Origin of the sequence: Brevibacillus parabrevis, assembly GCF_003710905.1 — a bacterium.
Classification (GTDB): Bacteria; Bacillota; Bacilli; order Brevibacillales; family Brevibacillaceae; genus Brevibacillus; species Brevibacillus parabrevis.
In genome coordinates this window covers 192,055-216,598 of sequence record NZ_RHHV01000012.1, presented here as the reverse complement: position 1 = coordinate 216,598, position 24,544 = coordinate 192,055, and the positions used below count along the sequence as shown (strand labels likewise).

The 24,544-nt window shown below is 52.7% G+C and carries 28 protein-coding genes and 1 other annotated feature; of the genes, 9 read left to right on the top strand and 19 right to left on the bottom strand.

The annotated features are described in order from the left end of the window. Positions 1 to 47: 47 nt before the first annotated feature. On the top strand, positions 48 to 1,949 hold the full coding sequence (shc, locus tag EDM60_RS16935; protein WP_167470320.1) for a squalene--hopene cyclase: 1,902 nt from the start codon (positions 48 to 50) through the stop codon (positions 1,947 to 1,949). Positions 1,950 to 1,958: 9 nt separating this feature from the next. Here the strand turns inward: shc and EDM60_RS16930 are convergent, their stop codons facing one another. Beyond that, on the bottom strand, positions 1,959 to 2,165 hold the full coding sequence (locus EDM60_RS16930) for a hypothetical protein (protein WP_122965031.1): 207 nt from the start codon (positions 2,163 to 2,165) through the stop codon (positions 1,959 to 1,961). Between the two features lie 169 nt (positions 2,166 to 2,334). Between EDM60_RS16930 and EDM60_RS16925 the strand changes: the two genes are divergently transcribed. From EDM60_RS16925 to EDM60_RS16900, 6 genes are read left to right on the top strand one after another with little or no spacing between them, the layout of a single operon-like run. Beyond that, on the top strand, positions 2,335 to 2,586 hold the full coding sequence (locus EDM60_RS16925; RefSeq protein WP_063230422.1) for a spore germination protein: 252 nt from the start codon (positions 2,335 to 2,337) through the stop codon (positions 2,584 to 2,586). Then, complete coding sequence (locus tag EDM60_RS16920; protein ID WP_063230421.1) at positions 2,583 to 2,807, top strand: spore germination protein GerPB; 225 nt, start codon at positions 2,583 to 2,585, stop codon at positions 2,805 to 2,807. Before EDM60_RS16925 ends, EDM60_RS16920 begins: the two co-directional genes overlap by 4 nt. A gap of 34 nt (positions 2,808 to 2,841) precedes the next feature. Beyond that, positions 2,842 to 3,456, top strand: a complete 615-nt coding sequence (gerPC, locus tag EDM60_RS16915) for a spore germination protein GerPC (protein ID WP_122965030.1) — start codon at positions 2,842 to 2,844, stop codon at positions 3,454 to 3,456. A 1-nt stretch (position 3,457) separates the two neighbouring features. After that, positions 3,458 to 3,643 carry a spore gernimation protein gene (locus EDM60_RS16910; RefSeq protein WP_122965029.1) on the top strand — a complete coding sequence of 62 codons (186 nt, stop codon included), beginning with the start codon at positions 3,458 to 3,460 and terminating at the stop codon, positions 3,641 to 3,643. Between the two features lie 14 nt (positions 3,644 to 3,657). Next, complete coding sequence (locus EDM60_RS16905; RefSeq protein WP_122965028.1) at positions 3,658 to 4,050, top strand: spore germination protein GerPE; 393 nt, start codon at positions 3,658 to 3,660, stop codon at positions 4,048 to 4,050. A 3-nt stretch (positions 4,051 to 4,053) separates the two neighbouring features. Then, positions 4,054 to 4,269, top strand: coding sequence for a spore germination protein (locus tag EDM60_RS16900; RefSeq protein ID WP_063230417.1), 216 nt, complete (start codon positions 4,054 to 4,056; stop codon positions 4,267 to 4,269). Between the two features lie 108 nt (positions 4,270 to 4,377). Here the strand turns inward: EDM60_RS16900 and EDM60_RS16895 are convergent, their stop codons facing one another. Together EDM60_RS16895 and EDM60_RS16890 are read right to left on the bottom strand one after the other, a co-directional pair. Next, positions 4,378 to 4,983: an Hsp20/alpha crystallin family protein gene (locus EDM60_RS16895; protein ID WP_122965027.1), complete on the bottom strand. Its 606-nt coding sequence runs from the start codon at positions 4,981 to 4,983 to the stop codon at positions 4,378 to 4,380. Positions 4,984 to 5,068: 85 nt separating this feature from the next. Then, positions 5,069 to 6,412: an LCP family protein gene (locus EDM60_RS16890; RefSeq protein ID WP_122965026.1), complete on the bottom strand. Its 1,344-nt coding sequence runs from the start codon at positions 6,410 to 6,412 to the stop codon at positions 5,069 to 5,071. A 229-nt stretch (positions 6,413 to 6,641) separates the two neighbouring features. Between EDM60_RS16890 and EDM60_RS16885 the strand changes: the two genes are divergently transcribed. Both EDM60_RS16885 and EDM60_RS16880 read left to right on the top strand, forming a co-directional pair. Beyond that, on the top strand, positions 6,642 to 7,565 hold the full coding sequence (locus EDM60_RS16885; protein WP_122965025.1) for an NAD(P)/FAD-dependent oxidoreductase: 924 nt from the start codon (positions 6,642 to 6,644) through the stop codon (positions 7,563 to 7,565). Between the two features lie 21 nt (positions 7,566 to 7,586). Then, positions 7,587 to 8,069 (top strand): NUDIX domain-containing protein, encoded by a 483-nt coding sequence (locus EDM60_RS16880; RefSeq protein ID WP_122965024.1) that lies wholly within the window; start codon positions 7,587 to 7,589, stop codon positions 8,067 to 8,069. 99 nt (positions 8,070 to 8,168) lie between these two features. Here the strand turns inward: EDM60_RS16880 and EDM60_RS16875 are convergent, their stop codons facing one another. From EDM60_RS16875 to ftsA, 16 genes are all read right to left on the bottom strand, one after another. Further along, positions 8,169 to 9,557, bottom strand: coding sequence for an MFS transporter (locus EDM60_RS16875; RefSeq protein WP_122965023.1), 1,389 nt, complete (start codon positions 9,555 to 9,557; stop codon positions 8,169 to 8,171). 15 nt (positions 9,558 to 9,572) lie between these two features. Beyond that, positions 9,573 to 10,712, bottom strand: coding sequence for a mandelate racemase/muconate lactonizing enzyme family protein (locus EDM60_RS16870; protein WP_122965022.1), 1,140 nt, complete (start codon positions 10,710 to 10,712; stop codon positions 9,573 to 9,575). Beyond that, positions 10,699 to 11,460 (bottom strand): TraR/DksA C4-type zinc finger protein, encoded by a 762-nt coding sequence (locus EDM60_RS16865; protein WP_174769208.1) that lies wholly within the window; start codon positions 11,458 to 11,460, stop codon positions 10,699 to 10,701. Before EDM60_RS16865 ends, EDM60_RS16870 begins: the two co-directional genes overlap by 14 nt. A gap of 121 nt (positions 11,461 to 11,581) precedes the next feature. Next, complete coding sequence (gene ileS / locus EDM60_RS16860) at positions 11,582 to 14,368, bottom strand: isoleucine--tRNA ligase (protein ID WP_122965020.1); 2,787 nt, start codon at positions 14,366 to 14,368, stop codon at positions 11,582 to 11,584. Positions 14,369 to 14,416: 48 nt separating this feature from the next. Continuing rightward, positions 14,417 to 14,685: a binding site (T-box leader), on the bottom strand. A gap of 71 nt (positions 14,686 to 14,756) precedes the next feature. Beyond that, positions 14,757 to 15,242, bottom strand: a complete 486-nt coding sequence (locus EDM60_RS16855; RefSeq protein WP_122965019.1) for a DivIVA domain-containing protein — start codon at positions 15,240 to 15,242, stop codon at positions 14,757 to 14,759. 99 nt (positions 15,243 to 15,341) lie between these two features. After that, positions 15,342 to 16,115, bottom strand: coding sequence for a YlmH family RNA-binding protein (locus EDM60_RS16850; RefSeq protein WP_122965018.1), 774 nt, complete (start codon positions 16,113 to 16,115; stop codon positions 15,342 to 15,344). A gap of 16 nt (positions 16,116 to 16,131) precedes the next feature. Further along, positions 16,132 to 16,395: a YggT family protein gene (locus tag EDM60_RS16845; RefSeq protein ID WP_122965017.1), complete on the bottom strand. Its 264-nt coding sequence runs from the start codon at positions 16,393 to 16,395 to the stop codon at positions 16,132 to 16,134. A gap of 29 nt (positions 16,396 to 16,424) precedes the next feature. Then, positions 16,425 to 16,850 carry a cell division protein SepF gene (locus EDM60_RS16840; protein WP_063230405.1) on the bottom strand — a complete coding sequence of 142 codons (426 nt, stop codon included), beginning with the start codon at positions 16,848 to 16,850 and terminating at the stop codon, positions 16,425 to 16,427. Between the two features lie 47 nt (positions 16,851 to 16,897). Beyond that, positions 16,898 to 17,563 (bottom strand): YggS family pyridoxal phosphate-dependent enzyme, encoded by a 666-nt coding sequence (locus tag EDM60_RS16835; protein WP_167470344.1) that lies wholly within the window; start codon positions 17,561 to 17,563, stop codon positions 16,898 to 16,900. Positions 17,564 to 17,605: 42 nt separating this feature from the next. Further along, positions 17,606 to 18,445, bottom strand: a complete 840-nt coding sequence (gene pgeF, locus EDM60_RS16830; protein WP_122965015.1) for a peptidoglycan editing factor PgeF — start codon at positions 18,443 to 18,445, stop codon at positions 17,606 to 17,608. A gap of 75 nt (positions 18,446 to 18,520) precedes the next feature. Beyond that, the gene (locus EDM60_RS16825) at positions 18,521 to 18,805 is read right to left on the bottom strand and encodes a YlmC/YmxH family sporulation protein (RefSeq protein ID WP_063230403.1); all 285 of its coding nucleotides are present in this window, start codon (positions 18,803 to 18,805) and stop codon (positions 18,521 to 18,523) included. A 152-nt stretch (positions 18,806 to 18,957) separates the two neighbouring features. After that, entirely contained in the window at positions 18,958 to 19,737 is a 780-nt protein-coding gene (gene sigG, locus EDM60_RS16820; RefSeq protein ID WP_005832957.1) for an RNA polymerase sporulation sigma factor SigG, read from the bottom strand. A gap of 147 nt (positions 19,738 to 19,884) precedes the next feature. Continuing rightward, a complete protein-coding gene (gene sigE, locus EDM60_RS16815; RefSeq protein ID WP_063230402.1) occupies positions 19,885 to 20,607 on the bottom strand; it encodes an RNA polymerase sporulation sigma factor SigE in 723 nt (240 codons plus the stop codon). A gap of 2 nt (positions 20,608 to 20,609) precedes the next feature. Next, positions 20,610 to 21,572 (bottom strand): sigma-E processing peptidase SpoIIGA, encoded by a 963-nt coding sequence (spoIIGA, locus tag EDM60_RS16810; protein WP_122965014.1) that lies wholly within the window; start codon positions 21,570 to 21,572, stop codon positions 20,610 to 20,612. A 284-nt stretch (positions 21,573 to 21,856) separates the two neighbouring features. Then, complete coding sequence (ftsZ, locus tag EDM60_RS16805) at positions 21,857 to 23,005, bottom strand: cell division protein FtsZ (protein ID WP_122965013.1); 1,149 nt, start codon at positions 23,003 to 23,005, stop codon at positions 21,857 to 21,859. 147 nt (positions 23,006 to 23,152) lie between these two features. Beyond that, the gene (gene ftsA, locus EDM60_RS16800; protein WP_122965012.1) at positions 23,153 to 24,406 is read right to left on the bottom strand and encodes a cell division protein FtsA; all 1,254 of its coding nucleotides are present in this window, start codon (positions 24,404 to 24,406) and stop codon (positions 23,153 to 23,155) included. Between the last annotated feature and the right edge of the window lie 138 nt (positions 24,407 to 24,544).

Here is a 24,544-nt window from a genome sequence, read left to right as displayed (position 1 = left end):
TCGTCCCTCCCCTCTGGCAAAAGCATGTGTGATGGAGGTGTTTGTCATTGCTGCAAGTACGGCAAGAAATCAACCGCATTCAATCTCTGCTCCTCAGCCAGCAAAAACAGGATGGCTCCTGGCGCTTTTGTCTGGAAAGCTCCCCGACGACTGACGCTCACATGATCATCCTATTGCGCACGCTCGGAATTGATGATGAGCGATTGATCGATGGACTTGCGACCCGCATTGCCGCTCTCCAGCAGGAAAATGGCGCCTGGAAGCTGTATCCGGACGAGGCGGAAGGGAATTTGTCGACGACGCTGGACTGTTACTACGCCCTGCTGTTCTCGCGCCGCTACCAAAAAAATGATCCTCGCTTGGTTCCCGCTCGCGAGTTCATTCGCGCCAAAGGCGGACTGACCGAAGCCAATTTGCTGACCAAATTTGCCGCTGCCCTGACCGGACAGTACAAGTGGCCCGCTCATTTTCTCGTGCCTGTAGAAATTGCCTTGCTGCCCCCTTCCTCGCCTGTCAGCTTTTACGATTTTGTCGGATATGCCCGCGTGCATCTCGCCCCGATGATGATTGTTGCCGACCGCAAGTTTGCCAAAGGAACGGCGGACACGCCCGATTTGTCTGATTTGTACGTGACGTCTCCGATCTCTCCCGGCCTTTATCCGCACCGCTTGCTGGATCGTTTTGCCCGTGGCGGCCAGCCTTTCCTTGCTTCGATCCACGAGCATGTCATGCGCCTGCCTTTGCTGCCCGGCTTGCTGCACGAGCTATCGCTGCGCAGACTGGAGCAGTTTATGTTGGCTCGCGTGGAAGCCGACGGAACGCTGTACAACTACTCCACCTCCACCTTTTTCATGGTCTTTGCCCTGCTTGCCCGCGGCTATTCTCCCCGCGATCCGCACATCGCGAAAGCGGTCGTCGGGCTGCGCGACAGCGTATGCCAAACGCCGGAAGGCTCTCACCTGCAACTGGCGACTTCCGCCGTCTGGGATACTTCCCTCCTGGCACACGCTCTCCAGCAAAGCGGCCTGTCCGCCAATCACCCTGCTATCGCGTCAGCCAACCGCTACTTGCTTGCGAAACAGCAGCATACGTACGGCGACTGGAAAATTCGCAATCCGGCAGGACACCCGGGAGGCTGGGGTTTTTCCGACTTCAACACGCTGAACCCCGACATCGACGATACGACAGCCGCTTTGCGGGCATTACGCGCCCAATCGCGGCTGGACAAAACGACAGCCGCCGCCTGGAAGCGCGGACTCGACTGGATTTTGTCCATGCAAAACGACGATGGCGGCTGGCCTGCCTTTGAGAAAAATACAGACTCCGCCCTGATCCGCAACTTGCCGATTGAGGGGTCAGATACGGTCAGCACCGATCCTTCCTCTGCTGATTTGACCGGAAGAACATTGGAGTTTCTCGGTCGATACGCCGGGTACAAGGAAAGCGACGCCCCTGTGCAAAAAGCCGTTCGCTGGCTGCTCACCCATCAGGAAGCGGACGGGTCGTGGTACGGTCGCTGGGGGATTGCCTATGTGTACGGAACATGGGCGGCGATTACCGGACTTGCCGCAGTCGGTGTAACGTCCACTCACCCCGCGGTCCAAAAGGCTGTCGCCTGGCTGCTCGGCACGCAAAACGCTGACGGGGGCTGGGGCGAATCATGCCACAGCGACGAGAAAAAAACATACGTCGCTCTCGGCGCAAGCACGCCTTCCCAAACAGCCTGGGCGCTCGATGCTCTCATCGCCGTCTCCCCTGAGCCTACGCCCCCGATTTTGCGAGGGATCGACTTTTTATCCCGGCAAAGTCAGGCGACGAGCTGGTCTGTCACGTATCCGACAGGAGGCGGACGGCCTGGCGGCACGTATTTTGCCTATCACAGCTATCGCTTCATCTGGCCGTTGCTCGCTCTTGGCCACTTCGAGCACAAATATGGTTCATCCCGTTAGGCGAGGCTGTCATTGGCCTCGTCTTGTTGGTGCTGGTGGTGTCGTCGGTCGAATCGGCACCTCTTTGCTGTAGATGAGCGAGTCTTTTGGCGTGTCAAAAACCGATGTGCAACTGATCACGTCCGCATCTCCGATCAAAACAAGCGATGACTGCTGCACGCCCCCTACTTTGATGTCTCCAAGCGCAATCTTTTTATTGTGGACTTTCATGTTCATTCTGCTCGTTCTCCTTTTTCCTTCATCGCACTTTTGCTCTATGCGGGATTTTGTATTTGTATGCCTGCACTGCCCAGCGCGGACCGCGAACCCAAAAACAGGTATGAACACCCAGTGCCCTCCCACATACAATACAGAAAGGCTCTTTCGTAAAAAGGATGTGTCGAAGATGCCAGCCATTGTTGGGGTCATCAATGTAAACAGCATAAGCGGCGTCTTCAATGTCGGAGACGTCCGGAGAATTTCCCCTGTCAGCTACTCCAAAACCTTTGCAGGAGGAGGCTCGTTCAACTCTGGCACCAATCTTTCGTTCAAGATTCCGCGCAGCGTAGTCTACGTGAACGAAACGACCAGCAACGAACTTCCCATCTTCGTGGAGGATACGAGCGATTCTGCGGCAGAGGGACGGGATTTTCCATGAATTTTTTTATTCATCAAAACATCGTCATCCACAATTTGAAGATTGATGGCATAACCAACTCATCGGTTTGTCAAATCGGCAGTGCCGGCATCATCAAGCCGCTATCCCAGCTTTACAACACAGGCGGATTCACGGAGCCGGCCCCCGCAGCCGGACCGATGCCCGAGACTTCTTCGGCAGAATTTATTCCGCTTGTCCCATTGGTTGAGCCTTCACGCTGACCAGCTTTATGTTTGATGAAGAAGGATGATCGTCATGTACATCGGTTCCGAAGTGATGCAGTATTTGCAACAGTTACATGACTATATACAAACACAGAACAAAAAAATCGAGAAAATGAAGCAAATGATAGAAGAATTGCAGCAAGATATCAAAGACTTGAAAGAGAAACAGGTTCCTTCTGTAATCAAAAACGAGTACAAGTTTGATCTGTTGAAGGTGGAACGGCTAGAAGGAACGCTCAATATCGGTCTCAACCCGAAAGGCAACGATTCGGGAATCGGCGAGCTTTCCATCAATCAGACGATGAATGTGCCGTCTGGCGAGCAAAAAAACTCGCCGCTGTTTGACCGCGTGCAAAAAGAAATATACCGCTACCTGGAGTCGGACGCCTATCACGTGCTGGAACGAATCGAAGAAGAGTGCGGATACCCGCTCAATGACGACTACCGGGCTTTTATATTGGACGATATCAAAAAGCAAATTGATCAGCGCATCCGCTATTACGTCAATCAGCTTCCCGCCGATGACCTGGAGCCGGAACAAATCGACGCCTTGGTGCCAAAAATAGTCCAGAAGGTCAAGCGGGATATCGAAAAAACGTGTGAGAGCTTCGTCAAAAATCTGCCTCGCGAGGTGAACGAACCCTGATATGATCTACCAGGTGATAAATGGTGCCGTCTGCGTCGGCAAGCTTTCGATTGATGCCTTGTCATCCTCTGCATCCTTGTTCATTGGAGATACAACAACGGTCAAACTGCTGTCCATTTATGAAACTCCGCCAGAATCGATGATCATTGGAGCGGTCCCGGTTGATACCGCGCTCACTCCGCCATAAGGAGGCGACAGCTGTTGTACCGAAGAACAAGCCACGTCAAAAAGTTGAGCAGCATCTCCATCGATTCTTCCTCTGTTTTGCAACTTGGCGATTCCAGGCAAGTGCATACCCAAGCCAATATTTTGGCGATTCAACGGGAAAAAGCGATTTTTTTCAAAAATGAACTGCCTTTTGCCGATTACGATGTGTTCAGCGTTCCGTTAGCAGCTCCTTGCCCCGAGGAGCCGATATGCATCGATACGTTTCACGACTGCACACATCTGCGCGTGCGAAAAGTCGACGTGCCGTTCGCTGCGGCATCTTCCGTGATCCATATCGGTTCCACCGAATGCCTGACCCTGGAAACACGCGTGAAAAATATCCGGCATTTGCTTCGCGACGAACCAAAGCCGAAGAGAGGGGATTAACCAGTGCCTTCCGTGGTGGGAGCTGTCAATATCAACAGCAACTCGGGAACTGTCAACTTCGGGGATACCTTGAACATCTCCCCGAAAAGCGCAACGAAAACCTTTTCCGGCTCTGGGGGCGGCAATACGGGCAATGTCGTCAATACGATCAACGGCGCCAATGCAACCAATACGCTTGATCCGAGCATTGTCGATCAGCCGCTGGTAGGGAATATATGAACGAACAGTGTTAATGGCTTTCATTAGCACTGTTTTTGCCCGCAGGCGGACATGCCTCCTTTTCGCCTCGGGAAACCGCAAAAAAGAGGAGGTACGTGAAGTCCTCCCCTACAGCTTCGCCTTGAATGTCGTTTTTCGCTCCCGATAGTCCGCATCACGGTGCAAAATGATTTCCAGCAAGCCATCCTGGTACTGTGCTTTCATTCCTTTTGCGACCACCGGAGCTGGTAGCTCGATATTCCGTTGAAAAGAGCCGTAGCTCCTCTCTGTTTTCACGCACGCGCCGTTGTAATTCGGCTCTTTGACTTCCCCTTTGATTTCGAGCAGCTTTTGCTCGACCAGTGCCAACTCCAGGCTGTCGCGCGCGAAGCCCGGCAATTCGCAGCAGACGATTACCGCTTGCTCCGACAAGAACACATCCGTGACAGGATAATCAGTCGTTTCTTCCTCCTGCACGACCCGCACTGGCTTGCCTTTGGGCTGTTTCGCGCTCTTTTGGCTGGTCTGCACGACCTTCGTCGTCTTCGTGGTAGAGGTCGTTGTCTGATTCGGCGTTTGTTTGCTGAGTGCCGCTACATTTTCCCAAAAACTCGCGTCCATGATTTGATTCATCTGGCGCAAAGCACCCCACGGATGCTCTTTGTCCAGATTTAATTTTCCCAGGCTTTGCGAAGCCTTTTGCAACTGCTTCAACGTCTCTTGCCAATTTTTCAAGGACGTGGCCTCCTTCCCTCAAGCTGACATACGCCCGTTTTTGGCAGTATATGTGGCTCGCTTTGGGAAGGGTGCACAAAAATCATTATGTCTGCCCATTGTCACTGACATCTGGCGCGGGTGCTGGCGGCGCGATAATGTCAGGAGGCGGCATGTCGCTCGGGTACGTCTCGCCGGACTGCCCGTTTCCTCCATCCGGTACGGGAGTTGGCTCTGGCGTCGTTTCCGGTTTAGCTGCCGGGGTTGTCGGTTTCTCCGATTTTGGCTTCGCTTCTTTGGTCGGGGATGAAGTGGACGGCTTTGGCGTCGTCGGCCTCGTCTCCGTTTTCATCTCGATCTTGGCGACTTCCGCAACCGACGCGTTGCTCAGTTGGTTCGTTGATTCGGCTACACCCAGTTCCTTTTGCAGCGTACTGCGGACCGCCTGCATGTTCTCCCGCGGCCACAAGGAATACGGCGAGCTCCAGATCGCCCCGTTTTCCAGCGAGACGATATTATCCGAAGAAATCGTGCCGAAATCCATGGCCATTCCTTTGATTTGATCCTTCGACAAATCTGTTTTAATATGCTGTCCAACCGTTTCCATCACCGATGTCAGACGGGTAACTCCGTCCATCGAGATCATTTTGTCCGCTACTGCGCGAATCACTTGCTGTTGACGGCGGTTGCGGTCAAAGTCGCTCGAATTGTAAGCACTGCCGCGCCTGTCGATCCGGTGTCTGACAAAGCCCAAAGCCTGTTCGCCATTCAGCACCTGGGTTCCCTTTTTCAAATTTCGGTAGACGCCTTGCTTGGGAAGCTCATAGACGAGATCGCGATCCACATCTACCTTGACGCCGCCAAGCTTGTCAACCGCTGCCGTAAAGCCCTCGAAGTCGAGCTGGACGTAATGGCCGACAGAGATTCCAAACATATGCTCCAGCGTTTTCTTGAGCATCGTCATGCCGTTTTCCGTCACAGGTTTGCCTTTGCTTTCTGCCAGCTTTTTCTGACCTTCGCCAAGTGCAAAAACTTCATTGATCTTGTGATAACCTGGGTATCCGGGAATCTCGACCCGCGTGTCGCGCGGCAAGGATACCATCGTCACTTTTTTCGTCACAGGATTCGCGACCGCGACAACCAGCACGTCTGTGTTCAGCATCCCGATGTTTTTCCGCGTGTCCACCCCGACAATGACGAACGCAATCGATTTCTTATCCTCATACGGCTGCTCGACGACGGGCTGATCGGGAAGCTTGTACGGATCTTCCGTCACGACTTCCAGTGTCTGGTCGACCTTGTTGAGCGCGTATCCCGCCCCGACCGCCAGCAAGCAGAGAAACAGGCACGCAGCCAAGAGCAGATACATCCGCTTGCTTCGCTGTCCGCGTTTTTTGCGTGTACGCGGCTGTTTCACAGGGGCCCTTTGTTTTTCGTTCTTGGCCTGCACGCAGGTTCACTCCTTTTCACATGCATGGTGTCACAATTCTATTCATTTTTTTATTATTCTGGAAAAGCATGTCCTATTTTACCACATTCTGCTGTCAGATTGTAGCTGATGCCCGAGGGATCGCACCTGTTTTGTCGTTTTAGCGGCGAGTCCTTGCACTCCTTAAACGAAACAGGTAGTCTAAAACTATTGGGAAAACCGGAAAAAGAAAAGATCGGGGGACTGGAGAGTGGAACACGTACAGGTGCTGATCGCAGGCGGCGGCATCGCGGGGTTGTCTGCCGCTATTTGGTGCCAACGATTGGGGTTGTCTTGTTTGCTGGTAGAAAAAACAGATCGGCTCGGCGGCCAGTTGCATCAAATCCACAATGAAATTTGGGATTTTCCTCCGCGTGTGTATGCGCAAGGGGCTTCTTTGCTGGAAGATTTGTCCCGGCATCCTTCCGTGCAAAAACTGGCTGTCCGCTTTGAAGAAGAGCTGGTAGCCATCGATCGGGTCGCCAAAACCGTGACGACTTCCAAAGCGCTCTATCGCGTAGACTATTTGCTCGTTGCCACTGGTGTTGCCCCTAACCAAATTCCGGCTCTGGACGGCTGCCCCCGCGTCTTGCCACCCTCCTTCTCCACGACGGCGGAGGCTACGTCGGTAGCTGGACTGGACTTGGCTGTGATTGGCGGCGGAGATCGCGCTGTCGAGAGTGCCGTGAACCTCACCAAGCATGCTCGCCACGTCACCTTGCTGATCCGCAGCAACCATCTGCGTGCCCGACCCGATTGGCTGCGCAAAATGGCCGCACTCCCCAATTTGACCGTTCTGTGGGAGACGGAAGTGAGCGGCTTTTTGCACCGCGAAGACCGGCTATGGTTGACATTGGCTTCGCGGCGGCCGGAAAATCCGCAACACTTGCTGGTCGACTTGATTTTGCCGCGCATCGGAGTCCATGGCAATTGCGCCGGGTTGGATGGATTGACCATGTTTGGAGACGGCTATTTGAAGACAGACGATTTTCAACGATCCGACGATGCGTGGATATACGGCTTGGGTGACGTCACCAACGGCGCTGCCTATGCCAGCCTGTCACTGGCTGTCGGGCAGGCTATGAAAGCCGTTAAGCATATTTCCATGCACGGCCGCTCGTCTACTCCGTTTTGAGCTTAGAAAGGAGCGCTGTTCTTGTACGTTTTTTCAGATGATTTCGGTTTGCCTGTGCAGCTTACCTTCGATCCGGACGAGTATCGCTCTCACTCGGCTGGACACGTGCTCATCGTTCCCTTTTATCAAGGCAAGCTGCTGTTTACCCGTCATCGCAGCCGCGGTGTGGAGCTGCCCGGCGGAAAAATCGAGCCTGGCGAAAGCAGTCTGGCGGCCGCCGTACGGGAAGTGTATGAAGAGACAGGTGCTGTCCTCGAAGGCATTGAGCGCATCGGGCAGTACACGCTGAGCGGCGGGCAACGAAAAGATATTTACATCGCAAAAGTGCTTACATACGAAAAGAACCCTCCCGGTGCTGACGTCCAGGAGACGGTCATGTTCGCGGATATTCCCCGGGACATCAAGAACGACGAGCAGTTTAGCCGGATTTTGCGCGACGACGTGTATCCGTTGACATTGGAGCGCGCCCTGCGGCATCCGTTTGCGGCCCACTCCGGCCAGTGAGCAAGCTTTTCCTTCAAGCGTCAGGCGAGCAAAAAACAGGCATGTCCGAACTGCAAGCCCTCCCTTTCTGGTGAGAGACTGCGGCAGGACTGCCTGTTTTTAATTTTTTTCTTTTTCCTTTTTCCCGGACAACAGGCGTGCAAACAGATCGTTCACATCAAGGCCGTACTTTTTGAGCGCATTCGCACGCCGCTTTTCCTGCTCGGTCTCCGGTTCGATTCCGAGCACCTCGGAGATTTGCCGCCATGCTTTCGTCTCTTGCTCTTTGGCAGCATCCTGCTCCGTGCTCTGCCCGGTCTGCTCAGCTTGCTTGGGCTTCAACAGGAAAATCGCCACTACCCCGAACACGAGCGACAGACCGGCGATGGAAAAGAACATGACGTTTCGCGAAATCCCGAGCAGCCACGTAAACACGGGCGGCCCGACCGCTACCCCCATAAAACGCACGCCGCTGTACAGGGATGTAATCATCCCCCGCTCGGCTTTCTGCACCGCTCCGACAATCATCGAATTGAGGCACGGCAAGATCATTCCCGTCCCGATGCTCCCAATGATGAGAATCCCGATCAGCACATAGGCGCCTTTGACGAAGCTGGCCAGTATATACGATGCCGACAGCAAAAACATCCCGATGATCACAAACAGGCGCATGAGGCCGAGCTTTTTGCGAATAATGACTCCCGTCAAGTAGGCAGCAATACTCATGACCAAAAGCGGGATCGCCAAAAATCCGCCTTTGATGACACCGTCGATCTTGTACTTTTCTTCCAGCAGATCGGACAGGTAGAACAGCACGCCGAACAGCGTGAACAAACAAATGCTGCCGATAAAAAACGCGGGGATCAGCCATTTTCCGTGCTGCTTGAACACTTCTCCGATCCTGTGCAAATATTGCTTGATGACAAGCGGCTTGCGTTCTTGCTTCTTTTCTTTTGTCAAAAACAGAAACAGTACAAGAACCGCCCCGCAAATAATCGGAAACGCGAGGAAGACCATGTACCAGGAAATCAAGGCGAGCAAGGAGCCAAAAATCGGACTCAACACTTTGCCCAATCCGTTCGAAGTCTCCATCAAGCCGAGCGCTTTGCTCTCCGAAGCTCCCTCAAACAGATCGCCCACCAGTGCCATGGCAATCGGCGCCGTCCCTGCTGCCCCAATCCCCTGCAAAACCCGTCCTCCCATGATCAGCATGTACGGCTGATCCAGCCACATCGCCCCAAGTCCTGCCAAAAGCCCCCCTACCCCGTACAGAGCCAGCGAAAACAAGATGACGATCTTCCGGCCAAAACGGTCAGACAAGTATCCTGCCAGCGGAATCACAATCCCCGCGGCAATCGAAAAGGCTGTAATGAGCAGACTGGTTTGCAGGGAGGTTAGGTGCATTTTGTTTTTCATCGTGGGCAAGACGGGAATGAGCATCGAGTTGCCCAACACCATCACCAGCGGGATTCCCGTCAGCCCTATCAGGTTTTTCGCATTTTGTGCCATACGAAACTCCTCATCTCACGCATAGACGCTGCCATCCCAGCGCATCGCGTTGATAATTTCCCAGTTCGGTGCAAGTCCGATTCCCGGTCCATCCGGGATGGTCACTTCGCCGTTGACTGGATAAAGGGGAAAGAGAGCTGTGAACGGATTTTCCATCACATCCCACTCGATCGGCTCAATCGGCTCGCTGTCCATTTTGCTCCAGGCCGGCAGACAAGCTTGCGCAAACAGCGTATACAATCGCGCCAAGCCGCCGTCAAAAGTATGGGGCGATACCCGGTAGCCAAACTGCCGCGCTGCTTGCAGCATGATCCGGTAGCTCTCGATTCCTTCCGTATGCAATACGTCCGGCTGCGCGATGTCAATCGCTCCCTGCCTGAACAAAGCCAAATAGTGCGTGCAGCGAATCAAATTTTCGCCCCCCGCAAGCGGAATCGGCAGAGCGGCCCGCAGCTTGGCGTATTCGTCGACATGCTCCATCGGCATCGGCTCTTCCAGCCACATCCAGTTGGCATAGCGATCCAAAAGCCGCGTCCACTGTCTCGTCGTTGCCAGGTCGTAGCTTTGATTGGCGTCAAGCGCTACCTGAATCTCCTCTGGCAGCATATCCATCATCCGGGCAATGTGCTGCTGATCTTCCTGAACCGAGCGACCGCCGATTTTTACTTTGACTTTGGAAAAGCCCGCTTCTGTCGCCGCTGCCACTTGGCTGAGCGAATGCTCGATCCAGTCGTCACGCTCGGAGTAAGACTGAAAAGAGGCGTAAACAGGGATGGTGCGATGAATCGCCCCGCCCCATAGCTGACAGACAGACATGTTCGCCGCTTTGGCGACAATCTCGCTCAAAGCCATGCTGACGCCTGAAGCCGATCGCTGATGCCATTTGCTGATCACCTCCGCGATCATCAGTCGGCCAGAAGCGTCCTTGCCTAGCAAAAACGGGATGATCCGTTCCCGAAACCCTCTGTCCAATGTCGGCAACCAGTCGACGATTTCCCCCCACCCATCGATGCCAGCTCGTGTGATGATGCGGACGAGAAACGTGCTGCGATAGCGCTTGTACCCATTGGCGTCACCGTATGCTTGCGGCAAGCGATACAGGAGTGGATAAGTTTCGACGCGCTCGATCAGGAAACGCCGATCAAACGAGGTCATCGCGTCCCTCGCGCTGCTCGATTTGCTCTTCGTACTCGTCGTAGGAAAGGAAATTCCCTTTTCCTTCGCCTTTTCGCATGTAATCCTCGTATGTTTCGCTGCGCATGAAGTGAACACTGTCCGGCCCGTGGTAGCCGTCCATGTCGGTGTAGCCGATTTCTTCTACCGCTTCGACATACCCGTCCGGCTCGTCGCTTTCGATGTACATCTCGCCATAATCGGCTTTGTCGCCTTCCTGGAAGGAGAACGGGGTGCTGGACGTGCCCCACGACTCGACGATTTGCCAGGCGTCTTCTCCATCAAAGCCGTTCTGCCCCTCTTTTTCATCGAGCGATGTGCGACCAAAAGGCGGCTGCAAAAACTCTTCCTCGATCGGTCGGGACTCGTTCACATGCGGGGCAGGAGCGTGTTCCTTGCACGTTTGCGCCTGGGGCAATGCTTCCAGCCTCTCGTGCGGAATGGGCTCGCCACAGACCGTGCAGAGGCCGTATGTCCCTTCTTCCATCCGGGTCAGCGCCTGATCGATTTCTTTCAGCGTCTCCCGGTCAAGGCTGTCGAGAGCCAAATCTTTTTCGCGTTCAAACATTTCACTGCCTATATCTGCCGGATGGTTATCGTACATGGAAAATTCCTGCAAGGAGGTAGTCATCGGTTCTCGCATGCCGTAGTGATCTTGCACGCGATCTTCGAGTTCTTTTTTCTGCTCCAGCAGTTTTTCCCTGAAGCTGGCCAGCATTCTGTGATCCAAATCGGGCACCACCTTTGTTTGGTTTCCTCAACAGGTAGTATGGCTCAGCAGTGGGGAAATAACCATCGCATGCAAGCACAAAAAACCTGCCACCCCGATTGGAATGGCAGGTTTGAAATCATTACGATTCGCTTACATGTGCGTAGTGTTGTTCCACGATGTCTGCGCAGCGCACGCAGAGCGATGGATGCGCTTCGCGTGTACCCACGTCTTGCTTCACGACGCGGCAACGCTCGCATTTTTCACCGTCAGCCGCCGAGACGACAACTGCGATGCCTTCGAGTTGTGCTGCCTCTGCCGGAGCTGCTTCTCCCTGGGCGTGCAGATCGACGTGAGCGACGATGAACAGGTCAGCCAGATCGTCCATGGCAGCCAATGCTTTCGCTGCTTCTTCCGTTTGCGGATACAGCGCCAGCTTGGCATCCACGGAATTTCCGAATACTTTGTTGCGGCGCGCTTCTTCCATGGCTTTGAGCACTTCATCGCGTACAGCGAGGAAAGCGTCCCACTTGCTTTCTGCCTCTGCGGAGAAGCTCAGGTGCTGCTCGTCGCCTTCTGGCATGTCTGTCAGCTGCACGCTTTGTTCGGACACTCCCGGAATGAACGCCCACACTTCGTCAGCGGTATGCGGCAAGAGCGGCGCTACCAGCTTCACCAGGCTGAGCAGGCAATCGTACATGACGGTTTGTGCTGCGCGGCGTTTTACACTGTCAGGTGCTTCTACATACAGACGGTCTTTGCAGATGTCCAGGTAGAAAGCAGACAAGTCGATGACGCAGAAGTTGTGCACCGCATGGAAAACGGTGTGGAACTGGTATTCGTCGTATGCCTTGCGGGAACGCTTCACGACTTTCGCCGCTTTTGCCAGCACATAACGGTCCAGCTCGCCTAGCTGCTCATAAGCTACGCGGTCTTTTGCCGGGTCGAATCCGTCCAGGTTGCCGAGCAGGAAGCGGAACGTGTTGCGGATTTTGCGGTACACTTCGGCAATCTGATTCAGGATCGCGTCAGAAATGCGCACGTCTGCCTGATAATCAACAGAGGCTACCCACAGGCGCAAAATATCGGCGCCCAGCTTGTCGATTACTTGTTGCGGCACTACTGTGTTGCCAAGCGACTTGGACATTTTGCGGCCTTCCCCGTCGAGAGCAAAACCGTGGCTCAGGACAGCCTTGTACGGAGCCGTGCCATAAACCGCAACTCCCGTAGACAGAGAGGAGTTGAACCAGCCGCGGTACTGGTCGGAACCTTCCAGGTACATGTCAGCCGGCCAAGCGATGCCGCGCTCGCGCAGAACAGCCTGGTGGGAAGAGCCGGAGTCGAACCATACGTCCATGATGTCTGTCTCTTTGCGGAAATCTTTGCAGTCGCATTTGCTGCAAGCAAGACCTTCCGGAACCAGCTCGTTTGCTTCGCGGGCAAACCAGGCAGAAGAACCTTCTTTGCGGAACAACTCGGCGATATGGTTGATCGTCGCGTCGTTGATGATTGGCTCATTGCAAGATTTGCAGTAGAAAATCGGGATCGGAACACCCCATACGCGTTGACGGGAAATGCACCAGTCGCCACGATCTGCAATCATGTTCGCCAGGCGGGTTTCTCCCCAATGCGGAATCCACTTCACGTTTTTGATCGCTTCCAGCATTTGTGCGCGGAAGCCGTCGATGGAAGCAAACCATTGTTCTGTCGCACGGTAGATAACCGGCTTTTTCGTGCGCCAGTCATGCGGGTAGGAGTGCGTGAAGAAGCTCAGCTTTAAGAGCGCTCCATTTTCTTTCAGCTTTTCGGTGATGACCTTGTTCGCATCCTCGTAGAAAAGACCTTCGAAACCCGGTGCTTCACTGGTCATTTTTCCTTCGTGGTCGACCGGGCAGAGTACACCCAGATTGTATTTTTGTCCGACGGCAAAGTCGTCTTCCCCGTGTCCAGGAGCGGTATGCACGCAACCCGTACCTGCATCGAGCGTCACGTGTTCTCCGAGGATCAATGGGGATGTGCGGTCGTAGATCGGGTGCTTGGTCAATACGCCTTCCAGCTCTTGACCTTTGAAGCTGGCGACAATTTCCACGCCTTCCCAGCCGATTTCCTTGCTTGCCGCCTCGATCAGTCCGTTGGCAACGAGGAATTTGCGGCCGTCTGCTTTTACGACGTTGTACTCCAGCTCAGGATGGAGCGAGATCGCCAAGTTGGCCGGGATCGTCCAAGGTGTCGTCGTCCAGATGACAACGCCTGTCTCTGTGTCCAGCTTGCCTTTGCCATCTGCTACCTGGAAGCTGACGTAAATGGACGGAGAACGCTTGTCCTTGTACTCGATTTCAGCATCCGCCAGTGCGGTCTCAGAAGACGGGGACCAGTATACACAACGCAGCCCTTTGTAGATGTAGCCTTTTTTCGCCATCTCGCCAAAAACGCGAATTTGGTTGGCTTCATACTCAGGGAGAAGCGTCACATACGGATTTTCCCAATCGCCGCGAACACCCAGACGCTTGAACTGGTCGCGCTGCTTGTCAATGTAAGACCAGGCATACTCTTCGCAACGCTTGCGGAAGTCGTTTACCTCGATGCTGCGGCGATCCAGACCTTGTGCGTTGACAATCGCCTGTTCGATCGGCAATCCATGCGTATCCCAGCCCGGAATATACGGCGCGTAGAAGCCGGCCATGGACTTGTAGCGAACGATGAAGTCTTTGAGAATTTTGTTCAGTGCGTGCCCGATATGAATATCTCCGTTGGCGTACGGAGGTCCGTCATGCAGAACGAACGAAGGACGGCCTTCGGTACGCGCAAGCACTTGTTGGTAAATGTTTTGCTCTTCCCATTTCTCCTGCATTTGCGGCTCGCGGCTTGGCAAGTTTCCGCGCATCGGGAAATCGGTTTTTGGTAGCGATAAGGTTTTGCTGTAGTCCATAGCCTGATTCACTCCTAGAAAATAAATAAAAGCCTTCTCCCATCCCCAAAAAGGGACGAGAGAAAGCTCCCGTGTTACCACCCTGATTGAACCAAATCGCTGCTCATACAAAGCAGGCGTGATTGGTTCCACTCGTTCATTCGTAACGGGAATGACTCGCTCACTTACTCGCCGATGCCGTCGCAAACTCGCGGCATAAGCTTTCGGATATTGAACTCCCGGGTGATTTTCGGCGGGGCAACTGGTCGGGTTTTCACCTGGTCCCGACTCTCTTTGGCAGTGCTGTTCCGCGTACTCTTCCCGTTCATCGTCTCATGTTTATATGGGCTGATTTTTTCGACAAAGTTGTTTTACATTATAGTACCAATATCGGCACATCGTCAATGTTTTATTCAACAGCGACCGCAGAATCAGCCTGCTCGATATCATCCCAGGCGCCCTGCTCCAGCATTTCCAGCTGTGCTTCCAAAAGAGTGCGGAAGCGCATGCGGTACACGGACGCGCGTTTTTTCAATTCTTCGATTTCGATGGCAATCTTCCGGGATTTGGCCAACGCTTCGTTGACAATCCGATCCGCGTTTTTCTCTGCTTCCTTCAAAATCAGCTGTGCTTCCTTGCGGGCATTGGACTTGACGTCCTCCGCTGTCTCCTGGGCGACCAGAATCGATTTGCTCAAGTTTTCTTCCAAGCTCTTATAATGGTCCACACGCTCATTGAGAATAGCGATTCGTTCTTCCAGTTCCTTTTTCTCTTTAATGAGAAGTTCGAAGTCCTTGATCACCTGATCGAGAAATTCGTTTACTTCGTCGACGTTGTACCCGCGAAAGCCTGTGCTAAATTCTTTATTGTGTATATCCAATGGCGTTAATGGCACATGAACCCCCCACTTTTCCCGATAATTCGTACTTATGGTTTCGACAGAATCGGCTTTGTTTCCTGCCTTATTTTACATTTTTTTGCGGCCTGCTTCATTTTATGTAACCAGTCCGACAATCATGCGAAGTCTTCCACTGCGGGTTGTTCCCGTTACCTCGATGATTTTGAACCGTCCGAAGCCGGCAAGTGACACCATGTCGCCTTCTGCAAGCTGAGTCGACGGATCTTCGGTCACTTTCCAGTTGACCTTGACTTTGCCTGCGCGAATCGGGACCAGTGCTTTTGCCCGGGACATGTTGTGCACTTCTCCGATCACCGCATCCATTCGCGGCGAAGGAACGGTAATTGTCTTTTCGACCAGGCGGGCAGCAGGCGGCGTGAACGACTCCCACGCCACGCGTTCAACCTGCACGGAAGTACGGTGAATCTGCGTGACTTGCAGGCAAACGAAGTCAACCACTTCCTCCGCCGCAATGACATAGCAAGTCCCGGCGTCCGTCAGCATGTCGCCGAATTTTTCCCGCTTCATCCCGGCACTCAGGACAGCTCCCATCACATCGCGATGCTCCAGCGTGTGAAAGCGTTGATCTGCCTGAATCGCCAAAAGGGCGAGGCGGTAGTCGTCCTGCTCGATCTCCATGTACTCCGGGTGGATGATCACACGCACGCGTTCCGCGCCTTCATAGCCTCCGCTGGCGGATATTTTCACATCGCGAACTTGCGAGCACAAGCTTTTTAAAATCAGCAATTGTCTGGGGTCCACAAAATCAGTAAGGCGCATGGCCTGCTTCCGCTCTACCAGCGTCAGCATTTCCAGCGCCCGTTCCGCAAAGGGACGTTCTTCTTTTGCAAAATGATCAAATACGCTCATCCGTTATCCACACACCTTACGCCAGCTTATCCAAAATGCTGATCAAACCGAAATAAGCAAAACGCAAGGCGAGCAAAGCGACGATCGGAGAAATATCAATAAAACCAAGTGTCGGGATAAACCGGCGAAACGGAGCCAAATAAGGCTCTACAAGCCTTTCCAATAATTGCCCGATACCTGTCTCTCTCATTTGTGGAACCCACGACATCAAGATGTAGGCGATAATCATAAATTGATACACACCGAAAGCATAATCTAAAATGGTAAATACGTAGTCCATTCGCTCACCCTTTTTATCGTGTTAGTCCGTTACTCTTCCAGTACGCTGGAGATCGTCCCTTGAATGTCTACATGGTCAGGCGTGCATACAAAAATCGTATCGCCAACCTTTTGAATGTCGCCATTCAGCGCGTAGACGGTTCCGCTCAAAAAGTCGATAATTCGCTTCGCCTGATCTTTTTCCACACGATGCAGATTGACTACAACGGGTCTGCGATGACGGAGATTATCGGCAATGTCTTGCGCATCGCTATAATGACGGGGTTCGCAGAGAATCAAACGGATTCCCTCCTTTTCCCGCGCCTGGAACGGCACCACGTTATTCGCCCTGCTGACAGGCTGATGCTTTTTATTGCTGGAATCGTATTCATCCCGTTCCTCTTCGACTGTGGTTTCTTCGATGTATTCCTCGTTTTCCAAACCCAGAAACCCCATCAGCTTGTTCATTACACCCATATACTGCCTCCTCTCCTGCTCGTTGTCGTGTCTGACGGTTCTTTTCCCTATTCCGGCTTGACCAAAACAGAGCCCAGACGAATATATGTAGCTCCCTCTTCAATCGCCACTTCAAAATCACTGGACATGCCCATCGACAATTCTTCGATATGAGCATGGGGGAATGCGCACTCATTAATTCGTGCCTTCCACTCGTAGAGGCCGCGAAATACTTGTCTCGCTTCCTCCTGGTCATCGACAACAGGCGCCATCGTCATCAATCCGACGATCTTTATATGTTTCATATTACTGGTTTCACGCAAAAAAGCCAATACATCGTTGGGACTAAGCCCAAATTTTGTCTCTTCACCGGATATATTGACTTGCAAAAAGCAATTTACGACCTGATCAATCGCCTCGGCGCGTCGATTCAGCTCTTGCGCGAGCGAAAGGCGATCCAGCGAATGGATGTACGGGAAACGCCCGACGACCTCTTTGGCCTTATTGGTTTGCAAATGTCCGATAAAATGCCACGTGCCGCGCTCCTTGTACAACTCGTATTTGGGCAGGGCGTCCTGCACGCGATTTTCCCCGATATGCTCGATTCCGACATCCAGCAAATCACCGATTGCCTGCTCATCGACGTATTTCGTTACGGCAATGATTTTGACGTCCTCGCGCTTGCGGTTTGCTCTGTCGCACGCCGCCTGAATCCGCGCTTCGATCGCTTCCATTCTTGCTTTCAACAATTCCTGTTCCTTGATTCCCACGACTTTTTATCTCCCTTCTGTCTCTTTCCATCCGATGTAAGAAGCCATTCGCCCTGTCGTCCCGGCCGTTCCGGCTTCTTTTCGATGCGAGAAGAACAAGTCTGTACGGCAGCTTGTACACCAGTCTGTTACGAGCAAATGCTGCTTGGCAATCCCCGCTTCCAGCAATATCTCCGTGTTCAGCTGGCGAAGATCCAGCATGTACTTCTCTGCTGCGGCAGAAGCCGTTACCGCTGTCTCCCAGTTTTGCGCGCTCGTCCGCACTTGCGTCATGATCCGTTCATCCACTTCGTAGCAGCAGCCCCCGATGGACGGCCCGATGGCTACGCGAATGTCCGCTGGCTGCGCCCCGCAATGCGTTTGCAGCGACTTGACCATTTCCTCGGCAATACGTCCCACTGTGCCCTTCCAGCCTGCGTGAGCCAGACCAATCGCCCCTGTTGCCGGGTCCAGAAAAAAGAGCGGTACGCAATCAGCGTAAAACGAGGTGAGCAAAACGCCCTTTTCCCGGGTAAACAAGCCGTCTGTGGCGGCAATGACATCGTCCAGACTCTCCTTGCCCGCTCCGCCAGCACTCACCTGGCAAACGCGGTTGCCGTGAACCTGATCCGCGCACGTCCAAGCATCAAAAGGCATCCCGACCTGCTCGGCCAGCTTTTTCCGATTTGCGACAACGCGGCTTGCCTCGTCTCCCACATGCAAGCCCATATTAAACGAGCCGTACGGTTGTTCACTTTCCCCGCCAAGGCGAACGGTAAACCCCGCCACCAGGCCCGGAAAATGCTTTTCCCAATCCGTCAGCGTCAACACAGATTTATCCTCTTCCAAGCCAAACGGTTCTCTCATCCTGTCACCTTCCTCATATGGCTTATCATACCATAGCCGAAAAGAAAAGAAAGGCTAACTGACGCCTTTCCCCCTCTACTCCCTGTATTCATCTGCGCCAGAAGTTCTGGCTTCTACCTTCAGTGCTTCCTCCATCCGGACCAGCACCACATCTTTTCCGATCTTCACAATATTGCGCCACGGGATAACATAATCATTCCCGGAGGAAAAAAATCCGAGGAATTTGCCCGGCCCCGGCACGACAATGGCTTCCACACGTCCGTGACGCAGATCGATCTCCAAATCGGATATCGTTCCCAGCCGCTTCCCATCCAGGATATTGACCACTTCTTTTGTCTGGAAGTCAGAGATTTTCACCATTCTCCTCACCCACTTTTCTCCGTTACTCTCAGTATATGAACCCGCCGGAGAATATGTCCTTCTTCGCCGGAAAAAACAAAAGGCAGCCACGAATCGCCAGCCATAAAAAAACCCAACGGCACGAAGACCGTCGGGACCTATGTAGCTTCTCATTACGATTGCACGTGCTTTTGCATATGAGCGATCGCCGCTTTTTCCAACCGGGAGACCTGTGCCTGCGAAATTCCGATTTCTTCTGCTACTTCCATCTGGGTTTTTCCCTCGTAAAAGCGCATGGATAAAATCATTTTTTCCCGATCACCCAGACGTTGCATTCCTTCGCGGAGCGCGATTTCTTCTACCCATGTGACATCCTTGTTCTTCTCGTCGCTGATTTGATCCATGACGTAGATCGGATCTCCGCCATCCTGATAGATCGGCTCGAAAAGCGATACCGGGTCCTGAATGGCATCCAGCGCGAACACGACGTCTTCCTTGGCAACGTTCAATTCTTGAGAAATCTCGGTAATGGTGGGCTCTCGCGAATGCTTGTTGGTCAGATTGTCTCGCACCTGAAGGGCTTTGTAGGCGATGTCCCGCAACGAACGGGAAACGCGAATCGGGTTGTTGTCGCGCAAATAGCGCCTGATCTCCCCGATGATCATCGGTACCGCGTACGTGGAAAATTTAACGTTTTGCCCGAGATCAAAGTTGTCGATCGCTTTCATCAATCCGATGCAGCCTACCTGAAACAGGTCGTCGACGAACTCTCCGCGGTTATTGAATCTTTGGATGACACTCAGCACCAGACGCAGGTTGCCGTTGACCAGTTTCTCGCGGGCAGCCAGCTCTCCACTTTGCAGGCGCTCAAACAAATCCCGCATTTCCTTGTTTGTCAGCACCGGCAGTTTGGAGGTATCTACCCCGCATATCTCTACCTTATTGCGCGTCACGTCTTTCCCTCCTCGAAGCAAGAAAAAAGTCCCTAACCCGGTTGTCTTGAAAGGCCGCGTACTGACGCGTAGCCGCCAAGAAGGTGGCAAAAACCACCATCTGTTACGGTTTAGGAACAGTATCCCCTGAGGCTGGGAAAATATGCGTTAGACCATTTTGTTGAACTCTTTTCGCAACCGTTTTATAATTCGCTTTTCCAAACGGGAAATATACGACTGGGAGATCCCGAGCAAGTCCGCGACGTCTTTTTGCGTCTTCTCCTCTTCCCCAGCGAGGCCGAAGCGCAGCTCCATGATGATTCGCTCCCGCTCGGACAGCTTATCCAGCGCTTTTTTCAGCAGCTTGCGGTCTACCTGGTCTTCGATATTTTTATAGATCGTGTCATTTTCTGTACCGAGCACATCGGACAAAAGCAGTTCGTTGCCATCCCAGTCGATATTGAGCGGTTCGTCAAAAGACACCTCGGAGCGAATCTTGTTGTTGCGGCGCAAATACATCAAAATCTCGTTTTCGATACAGCGGGAGGCGTATGTCGCCAGTTTGATGTTTTTCTCCGGGTCAAACGTGTTGACCGCTTTAATCAAGCCGATCGTCCCGATGCTGACCAAATCCTCGATGTTGATCCCGGTATTTTCGAATTTGCGGGCGATGTAGACAACCAGCCGCAAGTTGCGCTCGATCAGCATGCCGCGCACGGCGGGATCGCCCGAAGGCAGGCGGCCCAGAAGCAGTTCCTCTTCTTCTCTCGTCAACGGTGGAGGCAATGCTTCACTCCCGCCAATGTAATAGACTTCTTCAGCGCGTGCACCAATCCACAGCAGGAAACGGTACCAGGTCAACTGGAGTTGTAGGCGAAGTTTTACATACATGATTAGCCCTCCTGTTTGAGAATAAAGGTAGGTTCTTGCGTATATGCTTCCATCATGGCAGGATGTACGATCGCCTGGTACTTGCCGTCTGCCGAAAGCGGAATCGGGTTAAGCCCGATCAGCACTTTTTCCGTTTCATAGCGAAGTCCTTCCTGTACAACCATCACATGATCCGGCTTGATCGCAAGCAAAAAATCCATTCCCCGCGACACGCTCCGGTACGGGATGAGCCGTACCCGAGCTTGCCATTCCAGCGGCAGGTCATCCCAGGATCCGTCCAGCTTCTCCCACACTCCACCGTTTTCATCGGTTTGTCGGAGAAGCGACGGCGGAAGCAGATGAGCCAGCATGCGGCTTTCGATAATCATCACCGGCAGACGCGTGATCGGCTCGTGCAGCTGATTGCCTGTATCCACGAGACCGCGGCAAATGACTTTTTCTTTTGCGACAGTCACCACGACATCGACGAGGAACGTCTCCATTCTTCGCGGCTCCTGAATCGCTTTGTAGCTCTTTTTCCCGAGGAAAAAGACGAGCAGAAACCCGATGACCACAATCGCGAGGGTAGGCTTGAAGCCCACTCCAAAACCGTCGTTGTGCGTCACAATCAATCCGTTGACAATTTCGTTTCGCGGCGCCAAAAAGTATTGAAGCCCGAATACTCCTCCGCCAAAAACAAAAGCGACAAAATAAAAAATGATCAAGTTTTGCGCAAAGGACAACAACCTCCTGTTCCCGAATGCGATCCACAGCATGAGAATGGAAAACAACAGCTTGACTGACCATTGATACATAGGCGAAAACGCAGGGAAAAAGAAAAAGACCAAATACGAACAACCGAACAATGAGGCCGCGATCATTCTCCACCACACCACGCGCTCTTTGCGAAAATACGCGGTAAACCAGAGCAACAAGGTATCAATAGCCAGGTTGAGGAGTAGAATGATATCAAGATACACAACCACTTGCCCTCACCTCCGATCTGTTTTCGCCTGGGCGAAAATCCGAGAGCTGCAAGAGTTGCCGTATGTCGTAGCGCCAGAACGCCGCTTTTATAGCGCTGGCTCTATCAGTAAAAGCAGTATATATCAATGTGTATGTAAAGTCTGTCAATTCTTGACGGTGTTTTTTTGGATTTTTTGTCTAACGTTTTTGGTTCTATTTCAAGCAAATGCACAGCGTCGAGACGTTTTTCACAGAAAAAAGCCTTGTCTCCGAAAAGAGAACAAGGCTTTTCCACTTTTGTGGCCTATTTTTTGTTGCGACGACGATTTCGCAGGAATGCTGGAATATCGAGGTTGTCGAGATTGCTCATGGAGAAGAAGGACTTGTCATCCTCTTCTTCTTTGGCACGGCCCGTATTCGTGTTGGAAATCGGTGTCGGACGGTTGCCAGCGGTATTGATCGGTTGTTGCTGGCGGCGCGGTGCTTCCGGTACGCGCTGGGAATGCTCGAATCCCGTTGCAATGACCGTAACTACCAGTTCATTTTTCAAATCTTCGTTGATGACCGCACCGAAGATCATGTTTACATCTGGGTCTGCTGCCGAAGAAACGATATCTGCTGCTTCGTTTACTTCGTACAAGCTCAAGTTGGTGCCGCCTGTGATGTTCATCAGAACGCCGCGAGCACCGTCAATCGATGTTTCCAAGAGCGGGCTGGAAATGGCACGGCGAGCTGCTTCAGCCGCACGGTTTTCCCCGCTGCCTACGCCGATCCCCATCAAAGCGGAGCCGCGCTCGGTCATGATCGTCTTCACGTCTGCAAAGTCCAAGTTGATCAGACCCGGTACAGCGATCAGGTCGGAAATCCCTTGAACCCCTTGGCGCAAAATGTTGTCCGCTTCACGGAACGCTTCGAGCATAGGTGTGTTTTTATCTACGATTTCCAGCAAACGATCGTTAGGAATGACGATCAGCGTATCCACTTTTTCCTTGAGTGCCGCGATACCAGCCTCACCGTGCTGGGAACGCTTGCGGCCCTCGAAAGAGAAAGGACGAGTCACGACACCCACCGTAAGAGCGCCCATCTCCTTGGCGATCTCAGCGACAACAGGGGCTGCACCAGTACCGGTTCCTCCGCCCATTCCCGCCGTAACGAATACCATATCTGCACCGCGCAGAGCATTTTCAATCAAATCGCGGCTCTCTTCCGCCGCCTTTTTGCCGATTTCCGGATTCGCACCTGCTCCGAGACCGCGTGTCAGCTTTTCCCCGATTTGCAGTTTAATCTCGGCACTGGACAATTGGAGCGCCTGTGCATCGGTGTTCAGGGTGATAAATTCTACCCCTTTCACGCCGCCTGCAATCATGCGGTTTACAGCATTGCTGCCGCCGCCGCCGCACCCAATTACTTTAATTCGTGCAAAGGATTCCATGTCCATATCAAATTCCAGCATATTGCTAGTCCTCCCCAATTCAACATAAAAACTTGTGGCCCAAGAAGCCGATTGACAAACGAATGGGACATCCCGTTATTCTCTTCCATGATTTCAAAAGAACGAAACGTTCCAATTTTCGCCATTGTGCTAACTACGGCAAAGCGACTAAATAAATTCGCTAAACCAGTTTTTCACTTTTTCCATCAAACCGCCGCCCTCTTTTGGCTGCTTGGCAACGGTTTGCTTCTGAGTGCCCTTGAATGAGGGGGTGACGCGTACGCTGCGGCGCTCCATCAACTGCAAGGCATATTGAATCAAACCTACCCCTGTGGTGTAGGCAGGATCCCGCACTCCGATGTAATCAGGAATTGCGATGCGAACAGGTGCGTCCAATTCTTCTTTTGCCAATTCCAGCATGCCAGGCATTGCTACTGTACCGCCAGTCAGGACGTAGCCGCCTGCAATCTCGTCGCGGAAGCCCATCTTGTAGACAGCATCCTCGACTAATTGGAATATTTCTGCAGCGCGCGGCTCAATGATATTGGCCAAGTCTACTTGGGTAAACTGCTTTTCTACTTCACTGCCAATCCGGTTCACCTTGAATTTCACATCTTCAGAAGCTTCATCGATCAACGCACAACCGTTTTTTATTTTCACGCGGTCTGCCACATCCGTATGGGTACGCAATCCTAGTGAAATGTCGCTTGTGATATGGTCGCCACCGATGCCGATCACGGTGGTAGCGGCCAGCTTACCTTGCTCGAATACACCGATCGTGGTAGAACCCGCACCGATGTCGACAAGAACGACACCCATATTTTTGTCATCTTTGGATAGGGCAACCGTGCTAGCCGCAAGCGGTTGCAAGAAAATTCCAGCTACACGCAGATTGGTTCGTTGAGCACAGCGAACGATGTTATGTACAACCGTTTTCAATCCGGTTACAATGGTCCCTTCCATTTCCAGTCGGACACCAATCATCCCGCGAGGGTCTTTGATACTACCCTGCCCATCTACGATATACTCCTTTGGAACTACCTCGATGATTTCACGGTCCGGCGGAATCGCTACAACCTTCGCTGCCTGAATGACGCGTTGGATATCTTCTTCTCGTATCTCACGGTCTTCGCTGGATACAGCGACAACCCCTTGGGTTTCATGCAACTCGATATGGTTTCCAGTGATCCCCACATACACTTCTTCGATAGAAACGCCAACCATGCGTTCAGCATGATCGACTGCTTCCCGGATGGCATGCACGGTTTGGTCGATGTCAACAATCACGCCCTTCTTGATGCCTTCTGAGTGTGATTGTCCGACGCCGATGATGTTGATGGAACCGTTGTTGATCTCGCCGATCATGACGCGTACTTTGGATGTTCCAATGTCTAGGCTGACGATGAGTTCATTACTTACCAAACCTGTGACACCTCCCCTGCTACGTCTTTTGTCTTGCTAAAATGAGAACACCTGCATAAATTATTCCACACAGGACAACCATTCCCTTTTTTTCATCTAGAATTTTTGTAAAAAAATGACCATCTTCCCATTTGTTCG